At 42.8% G+C, this 12,385-nt stretch carries 9 protein-coding genes; 2 read left to right on the top strand and 7 right to left on the bottom strand.

What is annotated here, in order from left to right:
• Window positions 1-73 precede the first annotated feature (73 nt).
• Window positions 74-793 carry a PTS sugar transporter subunit IIA gene (locus tag PNK_RS10190; RefSeq protein ID WP_032123835.1) on the top strand — a complete coding sequence of 240 codons (720 nt, stop codon included), beginning with the start codon at window positions 74-76 and terminating at the stop codon, window positions 791-793.
• Between the two features lie 38 nt (window positions 794-831).
• Here PNK_RS10190 and PNK_RS10195 read toward each other — a convergent pair whose 3' ends face one another.
• The 3 genes from PNK_RS10195 to PNK_RS10200 form a co-directional block, all read right to left on the bottom strand.
• Window positions 832-2,694 carry a hypothetical protein gene (locus tag PNK_RS10195; RefSeq protein ID WP_059061878.1) on the bottom strand — a complete coding sequence of 621 codons (1,863 nt, stop codon included), beginning with the start codon at window positions 2,692-2,694 and terminating at the stop codon, window positions 832-834.
• A gap of 218 nt (window positions 2,695-2,912) precedes the next feature.
• Window positions 2,913-3,056 (bottom strand): hypothetical protein, encoded by a 144-nt coding sequence (locus PNK_RS13505; RefSeq protein ID WP_158021787.1) that lies wholly within the window; start codon window positions 3,054-3,056, stop codon window positions 2,913-2,915.
• Entirely contained in the window at window positions 3,035-4,927 is a 1,893-nt protein-coding gene (locus tag PNK_RS10200) for a hypothetical protein (RefSeq protein WP_158021788.1), read from the bottom strand. Before PNK_RS10200 ends, PNK_RS13505 begins: the two co-directional genes overlap by 22 nt.
• Window positions 4,928-5,343: 416 nt before the next feature.
• Between PNK_RS10200 and PNK_RS10205 the strand changes: the two genes are divergently transcribed.
• Window positions 5,344-6,264 (top strand): tetratricopeptide repeat protein, encoded by a 921-nt coding sequence (locus PNK_RS10205; RefSeq protein ID WP_059061882.1) that lies wholly within the window; start codon window positions 5,344-5,346, stop codon window positions 6,262-6,264.
• A gap of 31 nt (window positions 6,265-6,295) precedes the next feature.
• Here PNK_RS10205 and PNK_RS10210 read toward each other — a convergent pair whose 3' ends face one another.
• The 4 genes from PNK_RS10210 to hemE form a co-directional block, all read right to left on the bottom strand.
• The gene (locus PNK_RS10210; protein ID WP_059061883.1) at window positions 6,296-6,862 is read right to left on the bottom strand and encodes a class I SAM-dependent methyltransferase; all 567 of its coding nucleotides are present in this window, start codon (window positions 6,860-6,862) and stop codon (window positions 6,296-6,298) included.
• Between the two features lie 92 nt (window positions 6,863-6,954).
• Window positions 6,955-9,495, bottom strand: coding sequence for an ATP-dependent Clp protease ATP-binding subunit (locus PNK_RS10215; RefSeq protein ID WP_059061885.1), 2,541 nt, complete (start codon window positions 9,493-9,495; stop codon window positions 6,955-6,957).
• Window positions 9,496-9,896: 401 nt separating this feature from the next.
• Complete coding sequence (gene hemG, locus PNK_RS10220; protein ID WP_059061886.1) at window positions 9,897-11,276, bottom strand: protoporphyrinogen oxidase; 1,380 nt, start codon at window positions 11,274-11,276, stop codon at window positions 9,897-9,899.
• A 6-nt stretch (window positions 11,277-11,282) separates the two neighbouring features.
• Window positions 11,283-12,362: a uroporphyrinogen decarboxylase gene (gene hemE, locus PNK_RS10225; RefSeq protein WP_173636866.1), complete on the bottom strand. Its 1,080-nt coding sequence runs from the start codon at window positions 12,360-12,362 to the stop codon at window positions 11,283-11,285.
• Window positions 12,363-12,385 lie beyond the last annotated feature (23 nt).

The following is a 12,385-nucleotide window of genomic DNA, read 5'->3' on the forward strand; positions in this document are numbered from 1 at the left end:
CAGGTATTTTGTGTTACAAAAATAAAAAAAATAATTCTGCTTTTTTATCATTTAAGCTATTAGAGAGTATGGTATGGATTTAAAAATTAAAGATGTTGCTGATCTTTTGAATGTTTCAGAAACTACGATTCGCCGCTGGATTTCTGACAGGAAAATTCCTACCTATCGCATTAATCAGCACTACTATTTTTCGCGCACAGAAATTGAAAATTGGGTGATGACCCATAAGCTAGACAAAACGCATGGCACCTCTCCTTTTACTCAAAAAAAAGAGGCCGAGCTCATCCTTCCAGAGAAAAAAGCCATGGGCGGTAGTAAGCAATTCAGCTTATTTAGAGCCATTCACAAGGGAGATGTTTTGCATCACCTATCTGGTGAAACGAAGGAAGAAATCATTCGCTCAACCATGAAAAAAACAGCAAAAAACCTTCATGTTGATGCTGATGTCATGACCGATTTACTCCTAGACCGCGAAAATATGATGCCAACGGCGCTCAATAATGGAATTGCCGTTCCACACACAAGAGATTCGCTTTTAAATGCCCATCATGATGCGGTTATTGTTGTCTTTTTAGACAAGCCGCTCGACTATGGAGCCTTGGATGGCAAGCCTGTTCACACGCTCTTTTTCCTATTTGCCTGTGAAGACAAACGTCACTTACATTTGCTAGCCAAAATTGCTCATTTAAGCAGCCAGCCGAATGCGCTGGAATTTTTCCAATCTAAGCCTTCAAAAGAAAAGCTGCTGGCATTTGTGAAGGAATGGGAAAGCCGCGTGCCGCAAAATTCTTAAAAGAACGTTGCTAGCACGCTAGGGCATCTCTAATCAGATTAGGCTGTGATTTCACTCCACTGCTGGAGTTGCTTCCAGTCTAACTGAATAGACGGGTCGATGGTTTGCCCATATTGCTTTTCAACTTGCTCAAGGACCGACCAAATATCGCAAATTAAGCGCATTTCATACAGCTCATCTAAAGTAATCATGTCAACAGGCTGCTTTGAAACTTGGTTGATGCGGTACTTGAGACAGTTTAAAATCTGGCTCATATACCCCTTATTGGCATTAAACACTTCAACCTCGTCAACCTGTTTTTCCAAATCGAGCAGCTGATTTAAATTTTGCCCTAGGATGACTTTATAGTCACTTTCAGGAAGTTTTGTAGAACTTGAAATAGATTTCAAAAATTCTTTGTCTGCCAATTTAGTTTCTGACAAGCCGTCTAAACTCGAGTTGATGAAGACCGGAAACAGCTGAGTCTCTGAGGCCTCTCTCAAAGCCAGCCCAACGATTAAGCTCATAGACTCCCAAACAAATTGACCCGTATCGCTCTGCATATCGAGCCCCAATCGATCAATAGCCTCTTGAACAATCAGCTTCTTGTCGCTTTCGCGGAAAGCTTCTTTTGACACACGCTTTTTTGCCAATGATGGGTCTAAAGTAAAAGAATGACTCTTAAATTTTTGCTCCAACTTATCCATATTCCAAGAAAAAGCCGCAGGAAAAGGCATTGTGTGGGCATCAGCTCTTCGAATAAACTGATAATTCCTTATCGCTTTTTTAAAGACTAAGGCCATCTTGGTATTGAAACTCTCATCTGCTTTCGACAATGTTTTATCGATAGCTGCTCCTTGTACATCGCGATAGTACGCAGTCGCTGTTGATTCATTTTTTTGTTTCGCAGGATCTTTACTTGCATTGAGAAGCATTTCAGAGACAATATTTTTGATCGCTTCTGCCCTATCGCCGCGCCTTTCAATCGCTTGAAAAAGATAGTTCATTCCATTGACAAACTGCGAATGACAGCTCATGAGATTTTGGAAGCGAGATAAACTATGCAAATGGTGCTGATTCCTCAACTCCTCAAATAAAGCCTCAACAGATTCAGTCTCTAGCTGGATGAATTTATCCAATAGAATCTTATCATTGGTCGACTTCTCCCATTGTTCGCAAAGTTCTTGAAATTTTTCCTTGCGCTGCTGCTTCATTGCAAAAAAATGATCTACCAATTTTTTATTCAACTGCAGGGCAAGCTGAGCCTTATTATCCATCTTATTTTTATGGAATAAATCCGACACCTTGAATAAAGCCTGCTGAATCTTTTTCCTAAACTCTGCCTCGTCACCTTTATACTCTGAAACCATTTTCACCCAGAATTCCTTAATTCCAATACAATCTTCTTCAGTTGGTAGAACTGTCTCCCAAAATTTGTCATCGCATTCCTTTACTTCGTCTAAGATGGTTTGATATCCATCTTGAAAACGCTCAATGCATGTCGTCAATTTAGCTTCCTCTTCCAGCGTCAACCCATCAGGATTCATGTTGCTTTGACGCAATTCTGACAAATCGGGAAATATCTTTTTTAAAACTTTGAACGTCCTTGCATGCACCGATTGCTCAATTCTTTCTTTCAACCGCACAGATAATTGATCAGCCACTCCTTTCAGTTCTTCATTGGAAGAAAGCCGGGCAATCTCCGGTCTTTTACTGTTAAGAAAATCGAAGTGATAATCACTTGGCCCCACCATCTCCATTTTTTCCTCTGTATAAAGAGAGGGTCTGGCCTTGGAAGCATTAATATGGCTAGTTAAAATAACTTCATGCAAGTTTTCAACGTCTAAAGACTCCAAACTATCGAGCACTTCAAACTCGGCATCGACATGAGCCGCTGTTAAAGACAAAGGTAAAATATTCATAATTACAATCAACTCACTAAAATGATTTTATTTTTTATTAATTAAATTTAAATTCTAACAAAACATTATTAACCACATTTAAATCGATTGTTAATTCCATGCAAATTAAAATCAAAAAAGAAGTTTTAATTTGAAAAAACTTGTTTAATAATAGAAGACCTTTATTGAAGCGGCTCTGAAGTATTGCATCTTCTTGATGACAATGTATAAATGGACTTTTAGACGTGATTGTAAACGCTAGCAGGCGTTTCTAGAATCGATTTGGCAAGCATTTTTGGGGAAAGAGGGGGGAGGCGCGTGCCGCACGCTTCTTGGGAGAAAGGTGCCAGCACGCATGAGGTTAGACCGTGACTTTGCTCCATTGCTGAAGTTGCTTCCAGTCTACTTGAATCGACGAATCGATTGGTTGCCCATATTCGGCTTCAACTTGATTCAAGACAGCCCAAATATCGCAAATTAAACGCAATTCATACATTTTATCCAGGCTCATTGCCCCGACGGATGTCTTCGAAGTCAACTCGTTGATGCGATACTTGAGGCAGTGTAAAATCTGCCTCATATAGCCTTTATTGGCCTCAAACACCTCAGTCGGCTCCACCTCTCTTTTTAAATCGAGAAGGTGATTTAAGCTCTTGCCAAGCATAACCTTATAATCGCTCTCTAGCGGAGATGTCTGAACAGAAATGGTTTTCAACAGCTCTTTGTCTGCGAGCTTAACTTCTGATAAGCCATCTAAATTTTTGTTAATAAAAACAGGAAACAGCTCAGTTTCCGAAGCTTCTCTCAATCCCAACTCTACGATGATGATCATGGCTTCCCAAATGAACTGGCCTGTATCGCTTTTCAGGTCTACTCCTAATCGATCGACAGCCTCTTGTACAATCAGCTTTTTATCCCTTTCGCTATAAGCCTCTTTTGTCAAACGCTTTTTTGTCAATCCTGAGTTGACGCTAATCGAATGGCTCTTAAGTTTTTGCTCCAGCTTTTCCGGACTCCATGAGAACACTGCAGGAAAAGGCATGGTATGCGCATCAGCTCTTTCTATAAACAGACTAGTTCTTAAAGCCTTTTTGAAGATTAAGCCCATCTTAGCATTAAAAGCATGATCTGCCTTCGAAAGTGTTTTATCACTGGCTCTCCCTTGAATATCGCGATAAAAGCCGGTCGATGTCGCACTTTTTTCTTTAGTCGGATCTTTACTGGCATTGGAAATCATTTCAGAAACGACTCCTCTAATCGCTTCTTTATCTACACAACGCTTTTCAATCGCTTGGAACAAATAGGTCATCCCATTGATAAATTGCGAATGACAGTTCATGAGGCGTTGAAAGCGAGATAAACTGTGCAAATGGTGCTGACTTCTCAACTCTTCGAATAAAGAATGGATCGATTCAGCCTCTAGCTTCACGAACTTTTTTAAAAGAATTTCATTATTAGTCGACTGCATCCATTGTTCACACAGTTTTTCAAACTTCTGCGCGCGCTGCTGCTGCATGTCAGAAAAATGCTGAATGAGTTGCTCTCGTGTCTTTGTGACACACGTAATTTTATTCTTCTCATCCTTACAGAATAACCCTATAATAGTCTTTCCGAATAAGGCCTTATGGACGATCTGGTCAAACTCTTTCAAGTTCCCATTGTATTTTGCACTCATGTGCTTCCAAAAGCTCCTGAGGCCTTGACGATCGCTTTCATTCTCAATAAGGTTTATCCAAAACTGATTATCAAAATCCTCCATGTCAGCCATCAGTTTTTGATACCCCTCCTGAAAGCGTGCGATGCTGATCTTCAATTCGCTCTCTTCTGAAACCGAAAGGCCGTTTGGCCTTAAATTGCTTTGGCCCAATTCTGAAAAATCGGGAAATGTCTTTCTAAATACTTTGAGAGATCTTGCAGCAATAGTCTGCTCAATCTTTTCTTTCAACTGTACAGATAAACTGTCAGCTGCCTCTCTCAAATCTGCATTAGGCGATGCTAATGCAAGAGATGGCCTCTTGTCGTTGAGAAAGTCAAAATGGTAATCGCTCGCTTCAACCATTTTTTCCTTTTCTATTGTATAAAGAGAAGGCCTGGAAGAAGAAGCCATGTGACTTTCTAGTATGATTTCATGTAAATCATCTACTCGCAAGGAGTCTAATGACTCTAGCGTTGTAAATGTGCTTGACTCCTCAACCCTATTCAAACTAACATCAAGGGGCTGTGAAGATAATAAATCTAAAGATGGGTTGCTCATATTATTAAAATCATCTCACAATTATTTAATATTTAATCAAAGCTAAATTAATCAGGAAGATATCAATTCGAACATTAACGAATAATTATTAATATATAAAAAAATCATACAATAGAACTATTAACAAAAATTAAACTGATTGTTAATTACATATAAATTCAAGCATTCATAAAAATAGATTAACAGCTGATCATCAAATAGTTAGACCTAAAAAACCAATAAAAAAAGGAAAAAAGAGCTTCTTAAATAATTGTAGGAGTCATTGAAATGCGATGACAAAACGGTGAGAATAAACATAAACTTTATTTACTTTTACAGAGTAAATTGAATTAAAATTGAGATTAACTAATGAAATTGAGTTGACTTTTTTGAATAATTAGCATAATTTAGTAGTGTAAATTTTAAAAGGCGGTCACATGGTCAATTCATCCGTTTCGATTAACAAGGGATTTTTCGTAGAACTAGACATTCCTTTTAAATCAGTGACTGAAGTTGATTTGGATACGACCGACTATTTCACACAAGCTTCTTTTACCGAGCTGGTTGAAGACAGCCATCAACAAACGCTGAACTATATCATAGCCATCGCAACCGATACGCTCGGACATACCTCTTTAATGGATGGTTGCAGTTTTGTTAGGCAATATTACGTTAACGATAAGACCCAGTCAGGGCTCACGAGAAGCGAGATTAGTTCGGTTGCTTTTTACTCTTTACCGATCGCTTCAGTTGATAATGTGAAGGATTCATTAGATGTCAAGCAGTTGTCAGAAGGCCCCCAGCTGAATCGCATTAATCCCAACATTAAAAAAGTCTGCTCAGACAGCCAGTCGCTACTGAGTAGGGTAAAGTTCAACTACATTTGCTCTCTTCACGACCTGCTACGACAATCGGCCAAAGAGTGGTTTTTGAGCTTTATCGCTGCGCATGACCCGAATTTGTCCAAGCGCAGTGAAGATGGATTCAAAATTGCTCTTATTTATCAGGTTGGTGCTGAACATCCTAGTTTCAAGATCACGGATGAAGTCGTTAGAAAATTTTTCAAGAAAAATGAATACCAAGCCTTTTATTGGCATCTGCAAGCAGCAAAATCGGGCAATGCAGATTCTTTTTATCACCTTTCCCGCTTTTACGATGCAGGAACAGTGTGCCAACAGTCCACTGAAGAAGCTTTCAAGTGCATAGAGAAGGCTGTTCAATTAACTCCCTACTCTGTCACCTACCAGACATTGCTGGCCAATCGCCATTATAAAGGGCTCGGGACTCCGAACAATCTGGACAAAGCTAGAGAAGTGATGTGTAACATCAATAAGCTCAAAGCGAGCCTTAACAAATGAATCGCTAGTCTGAAACGATTCATTTGGACCGCTATTCAAGCCACCAGAAGTGAGCATAATAATTTACTTTTTTTTGCAGCCTGCCGGCGGCTTTAATCACGCCGATACGCACCGACTCCCAATCCCAGTCATCTCCGCAAAAAATGCCTTCTACCGCTAGATGGGGATACCAGGCCAAAATATCTTGATAAACGCTTTCAGTGTCATGTGCCGCATCTAAATAGATGAGATCAGCCTGCACGTCCAATCCTTTAGCCGCTTCTAAAGATTCCATGCGAATGGGAATAATTTTATGGGTCAAACCAGCCTGTTTGACATTTGATAAAAAGAGCTGATAAAGATGGGGCAAGCGGGAATCATTCAGATGAACACTTTCTTCAGATCCAAGCCAGGTGTCGATGGCATACACGCGTCCATCTTCAGGAATGAATGAGGCAATAAAGCGGGTCGACTTGCCAAGCCATGATCCCACTTCAATGATCGTACGGGCGGGCTTCACGCTCAAGCAAATCTGCAGCTGAGCCTCATTGACGAACCAGCCATGGTCGTCAAAGGGCAAGGTTTGAATGGAGCGGTAAGGCTCTGGCATCTCAGACATACTCAACAACCGCTTGTATGGTTAAAACTAGCAAATTTCCTTGTGGCAAAAGCAATAAAAAAAGGGCAGCTAAGCTGCCCTTTTTTAAACGCTTAAGTAGAACCCGCGGCTGTCTTGGTCTTGCCATGCAAAGGGAAAACTTCGTCGTCGATGAAAACAATTTCGCCATTTTCAACCGTGACACGACATCTTCGCCCTTCATTTGGATTCATCAGCATCTTCTCTGCCAAAGGATCTTCCAAATACTGCTCAATGGTTCGTCTCAATGGACGAGCTCCCATTTCCACTTGGAATCCTTTGTCAACCAAGAAGTTTTTAGCAGTCTCATCAAGCTCGATGAATGTTTCTCGTCGAGATAACCGTTTCTGCAACTTATTGATCTCCAATGAGATGACATGCAAGAGATTGTCGCGATTAAGCGGATGGAAGATGACAATGTCATTCAAGCGATTGAGGAACTCTGGTTTAAAGCGCTTCTTCACTTCGCTTTCGATTTTCTCCTTGATATGAGCATAATCGAGCGAACTTTCAGCTGCACCAAATCCAATTTCCGTACTCTTCTTGATGAGATCGGCTCCCAAATTAGAGGTCATGATGATGATCGTATTGCGGAAATCGACCTTTCTACCGAACGAGTCCGTCAAACGCCCCTCTTCCAAAATTTGGAGGAGAAGATCCATCACATCGGGGTGGGCCTTCTCAATCTCGTCGAACAAGACCACCGAATAAGGACGTTGGCGAACCTGCTCTGTCAACTGACCGCCCTCTTCGTGACCAACATAGCCTGGAGGAGATCCCGTCATACGGCTGACGGCAAATTTCTCCATGTATTCCGACATGTCGACTTGAATCAGAGCATCTTCACCACCAAACATGTTCGTGGCCAAAAGACGTGCTAAAAGCGTTTTACCAACCCCTGTCGGCCCCAAGAAAAGGAAGGCTCCAATGGGGCGATTGGGATCTTTAATATCTGCACGGCTGCGTCTAATTGCGCGACAAACCGTTTTGATCGCATCCTCTTGCCCAATGATCCCCTCTTTGAGAATCTCTTCCATCTTGAGAACTTTTTGCAGTTCCCCTTCTGTGAGGCGATTCAATGGAATTCCGGTTTGCCTTGCGATGACACTCGCCACATCTTCATCTTCGACAATGACTTCATGCTCTTCTTTATTGATTTCCCATTCCGCACGAATCTGTTGTAGCTGCTCGCGCAAGGTTTTTTCCCGATCGCGCAATTTAGCCGCTTTTTCATACTCTTGCTTGCTGATCGATTCCTCCTTAGCAAGGCGAGTCGACTCTATTTCTGCCTCAAATTTGCTGATATCTTGCGGCTGATTCATCATCGAAATGCGCATCTTCGCACCCGCTTCATCAATGAGGTCGATCGCTTTATCTGGCAAGAAACGGCCATGGATGTAGCGATCGGATAAAATAGCCGCTGCTCGAATCGCCTGATTAGTGAAAATGACCTTATGGTGCTTTTCGTATTCAGGCTTCAAACCATTGAGAATTTCAATCGTGTCTTCCACGCTTGGTGGTGCAATCAAGATCTTTTGAAAGCGTCGCTCTAGAGCCGCATCTTTTTCGATGTGCTTGCGATATTCGTCGATGGTCGTCGCCCCAATACATTGAAGCTCCCCTCTTGAAAGAGCCGGCTTTAAAATATTGGAAGCGTCGATTGCCCCTTCGGCGGCTCCTGCCCCAACAATCGTATGCAGCTCATCGATGAATAGTAAAACGTTTCCATTCTTCTTGATCTCATCCATGACAGCTTTAATACGCTCTTCAAACTGGCCTCGATACTTCGTACCTGCAATCATCAAAGCCAAATCGAGTGTGATCAACTTCTTCTTGCGAAGCGCGTCTGGAACATCCCCTTTAACTATCGCTTGGGCCAATCCCTCAACAATCGCTGTCTTACCAACACCTGCTTCACCAACTAAAACCGGGTTGTTTTTGCGACGACGACATAAGATCAAGATGAGGCGTTCGATCTCGTCCTTCCGGCCGATCACCGGATCCATTTTCCCTTCTCGACACATCTCGGTCAAATCATGCCCATAAGCCTTTAACGCAGGCATCTTATCGTTTGCGCCAGCTGGCGCCACTTTGTCATAGGGCTGCTTGCCCTGAGCACCTGGTTGCTGCCCTGTCGGACCCACTCCCGATCCGCTAATGGGAGGAAGTTGCAAGTTGAAGGTTTCAAGCTCTTTTAAAACCTCTTTACGCACTTCCTTTAAATTCACATTCAAATTCTCAAGCACCTGAGCTGCAACACCATCCGTTTGCCTCAACAGACCTAGTAAAAGGTGTTCTGTTCCAACGTAATTGTGATTCAAGTTAGCTGCTTCTTCGTTTGCAAACTCAAAAACTTTTTTTACTTTTCCTGTCAAGGCAGGATCGCCATAGACTTGAATTTCAGGACCATAGCCGACTAATTTTTCGACCTCGCTGCGGACGGTTTCAAAATCAATGTTGAGGTTTCGCAAAACATTAACAGCGACTCCTTGACCTAGCTTGAGTAGACCTAAAAGGACATGTTCGGTGCCCAGGTAGTTGTGATTAAGGCGCTGCGCTTCTTTTTTGGCTAACTTAATAACCTGTTTTGCACGATTAGTGAATTTATCAAACATGTCGAACTCACTTTAGATTTTAAGAAAATATCGAAGTATTTGTGTCTATACAGCGTCTAGTTCAAAGTCAGGATTTAGAAAAATCAACGCTTTCATAAACCCTAATTTTGAACTACACGAAGTAAATGCTCCGCTGACTGCGTTTTTCAAATTTAGATTGCATGTCTATATTTTTGCAAAAAAAAGACGTGAAAAATGAAAGTCGTGCAAGGAGTTGGAATTGATGCCAACCGGCATTGATTGGTTTTGGCCTCCCCCGCTTTTGCGAGTTCAACCAATATAACGCCCTTCTAATCCAGCCATTTCAACTAAATCTCTCTCAAAGGACAAACTCTATTCTAACAGATCCTTTAAAATCTAGCAATTAACATTATCGAATGCTAAAAACAAAGACGGATTATTTAAGAGGAAGAGCGGGCAAAGTCTTCGGCAAGAATGCGTGCTTGAGCCACGCGATCATTGACCGACACTCCGTCAAAAGAATTCCCCGTCAGGGTAAGGCGTTGCAGAGAGGCCAGTTGGCGGCGCAGCGAGGATAGCAGGTGCTGATGTCCTACTTCGTATTGAGGAATTGCCTGACGGGCAAGCCTTACGTAAGCGACATCCGGTTCGGCATCGATTCCCAGGTGATTCTGCATTGCTTCTAAAGCAATTTCTTTTCCTCGCTTTTCGCTATAGGTTTCGACTTCAGGATACCTTGTTCCGCCTATCATGACTGTCAATCGGGTCTCCTCTTCGCATGCATTTTGCTGGGGAAAGACGCAAGAATCAAAGACGCATCCCAAAATAGCTTCTTTTTCTTGCGAAGGGATCAGATAGCCAAATCCATCGGATTTCAGGATTTTTTTGCGGTACCCCAAATTGACGACCATGAGTGTCGCATAAGGAATTGCTTGGAGCTGTTCAGCGAGCGTTGAGTGGCTGGCGAGCAAAGGAGCTAAAGAAAGGGCCGGAATGGCCGAGATAACATGATCGGCTTCGATCTGCTCGCCGCTTGTCAAAGTGATGCGCACCTCTTTAGAGGTGAATTGAATCGCCTTAGGTTCGCAAGAGAAGCGAATTATCTCCTCTAGCTGCTTTGCTAGTTCATTAGTCAGCCTTTCCATCCCTTGTTTAAAAGAAAAAATCGGCTCTTTTTCCCATTTCGATACAAAAGCACTCTCAGATGGCGGCCGCCTAGGATGGCGCCACGCTCCTTTTAAGAGTGAGCCATGCTCCTGTTCCCATTGCCATAGAACTGGAAAACAGCTTTGGATCGACAATTTGCGGCTATCTCCCGCATAAATACCCGATATAAAGGGATCGATGAGGCGGTTGCACCAATCGCTCCCCAAGCGGCGGCTGAAAAAGGCATACAGGCTCTCATCTTCTTCAGCCGATTTGGGAGAGGTCCAATCGCGCCAGCAGGCCTTTAACCATCCTTTCATTAAAGGATTAAATGGCATGGCCAAAGGATGGCTGGGAAGAGAATGAAGGCTCTTTTGATGGTAAACGAAGCGGCTTCTTGCAGAGGGGTGGGCAGCAATGATCTGATCTTGCAGCCCCAACTCTTCCACAAGCCGCAACGTTTCCCTTCCGTTTCCCTTTGTGCGGCAGCTTCTTGGGCCTTGTTCAAATAGAAATTCTTGTAGACGGAGCGATTCAATCCATCCCCCTGCCCGGCAGCTTTTTTCAACGACAGTAATTCGGACAGCTTCGTCTAAAAATTGCTTCAAAAACCAGGCAGTGGTCAGTCCACTAATACCGGCACCTAAAATCACAATTTGCTTAGGGCGTACCATCTTTTTCTATCCCCTGCTTTGTATACATTCTACTAATGTACGCACAGCCTCTTCGGAAACATCAGGAAAAATTCCGTGACCTAAATTAAAAATAAAACCCTTGTCGCCTTCCATTTCATCGAGCAGCCCGTTGACCTCTTCCTTAATTTTGGGAAGGGGGGCATACAGGAGATCGGGATCTAAATTCCCTTGAAGAGCTATAGAAGAAGGAATTAAGCGGCGCATGTAGGATAGGCTGCAGTTCCAGTCCAATCCGATGCCCCGTGGCTGAATAGATGCCAATTGGGGAGCAAAGACAGACGACCCTCTGCAAAATAAGATCACTGGAACCGGTGTTTTCAACCCTTTTAAAATGTAATCCAAATAACCCAAAGAAAACTCTTGAAATTGACGGTAAGCCAAAGTGTTCGCCCAAGAATCAAAAATTTGCAAGGCTTCAACCCCGGCATCGATTTGCAAATTGAGATAAGCAATGGACCAATCGGCAATTTTGCGAAGCAGCTGATGAAACCCTTTGGGATCATTAAGCATCCACCGCTTGGTTTTTTTAAAGTCACGGCTCGTTTTCCCTTCAATCATGTAACTTGCCACAGTAAAAGGAGCGCCGCAAAAACCAATTAAAGGAACATTTAGTTGCGGCTTTAAACGTTTAATCCCCTCTTGGACAAAGCTTAAGGCAGAGAGATCGTGAGGCTCCGGAAGCGCTGCTATCTCACCTGTATGTGTGATGGGTCTTTCAATGATCGGCCCCACCTGATCTTCAAATCTAACACCCACCTGTAAAGCCTCTGGAACGACCAAAATATCTGAGAATAAAATGGCCGCGTCAACGCTATAGGCTTTGATTGGTAAAAGCGTCACCTCTGCAATCAAGTCAGGATGATGGCACATTTCCAGAAAAGAATATTTTTGCCTCAAAGCACGGTAAGAAGCCAGATGGCGCCCAGCTTGCCTCATAAGCCAGACAGGCGGTCTCGACTCATTACGGCACTCAAGCGCACGGATAAGAAGGTCATTAAATGAGTGGGAATGGGATTTAGCGGAGACGTTGGCATGGGTAGTCATGAGAGTATCACTAAGCGGCATAAATCAATCCTATGTAAGAGTGG

Source organism: Candidatus Protochlamydia naegleriophila (genome assembly GCF_001499655.1).
Lineage (GTDB): Bacteria > Chlamydiota > Chlamydiia > Chlamydiales > Parachlamydiaceae > Protochlamydia > Protochlamydia naegleriophila.

Bases quoted from the DNA above. Each gene is read 5' to 3' on its own strand.
- PNK_RS10210 (WP_059061883.1), bottom strand. From the start codon at position 6,862: ATGTCTGAGATGCCAGAGCCTTACCGCTCCATTCAAACCTTGCCCTTT.
- PNK_RS10195 (WP_059061878.1), bottom strand. From the start codon at position 2,694: ATGAATATTTTACCTTTGTCTTTAACAGCGGCTCATGTCGATGCCGAG.
- hemE (WP_173636866.1), bottom strand. From the start codon at position 12,362: ATGCCGCTTAGTGATACTCTCATGACTACCCATGCCAACGTCTCCGCT.
- hemG (WP_059061886.1), bottom strand. From the start codon at position 11,276: ATGGTACGCCCTAAGCAAATTGTGATTTTAGGTGCCGGTATTAGTGGA.
- PNK_RS13505 (WP_158021787.1), bottom strand. From the start codon at position 3,056: ATGGAGCAAAGTCACGGTCTAACCTCATGCGTGCTGGCACCTTTCTCC.
- PNK_RS10215 (WP_059061885.1), bottom strand. From the start codon at position 9,495: ATGTTTGATAAATTCACTAATCGTGCAAAACAGGTTATTAAGTTAGCC.
- PNK_RS10190 (WP_032123835.1), top strand. From the start codon at position 74: ATGGATTTAAAAATTAAAGATGTTGCTGATCTTTTGAATGTTTCAGAA.
- PNK_RS10200 (WP_158021788.1), bottom strand. From the start codon at position 4,927: ATGAGCAACCCATCTTTAGATTTATTATCTTCACAGCCCCTTGATGTT.
- PNK_RS10205 (WP_059061882.1), top strand. From the start codon at position 5,344: ATGGTCAATTCATCCGTTTCGATTAACAAGGGATTTTTCGTAGAACTA.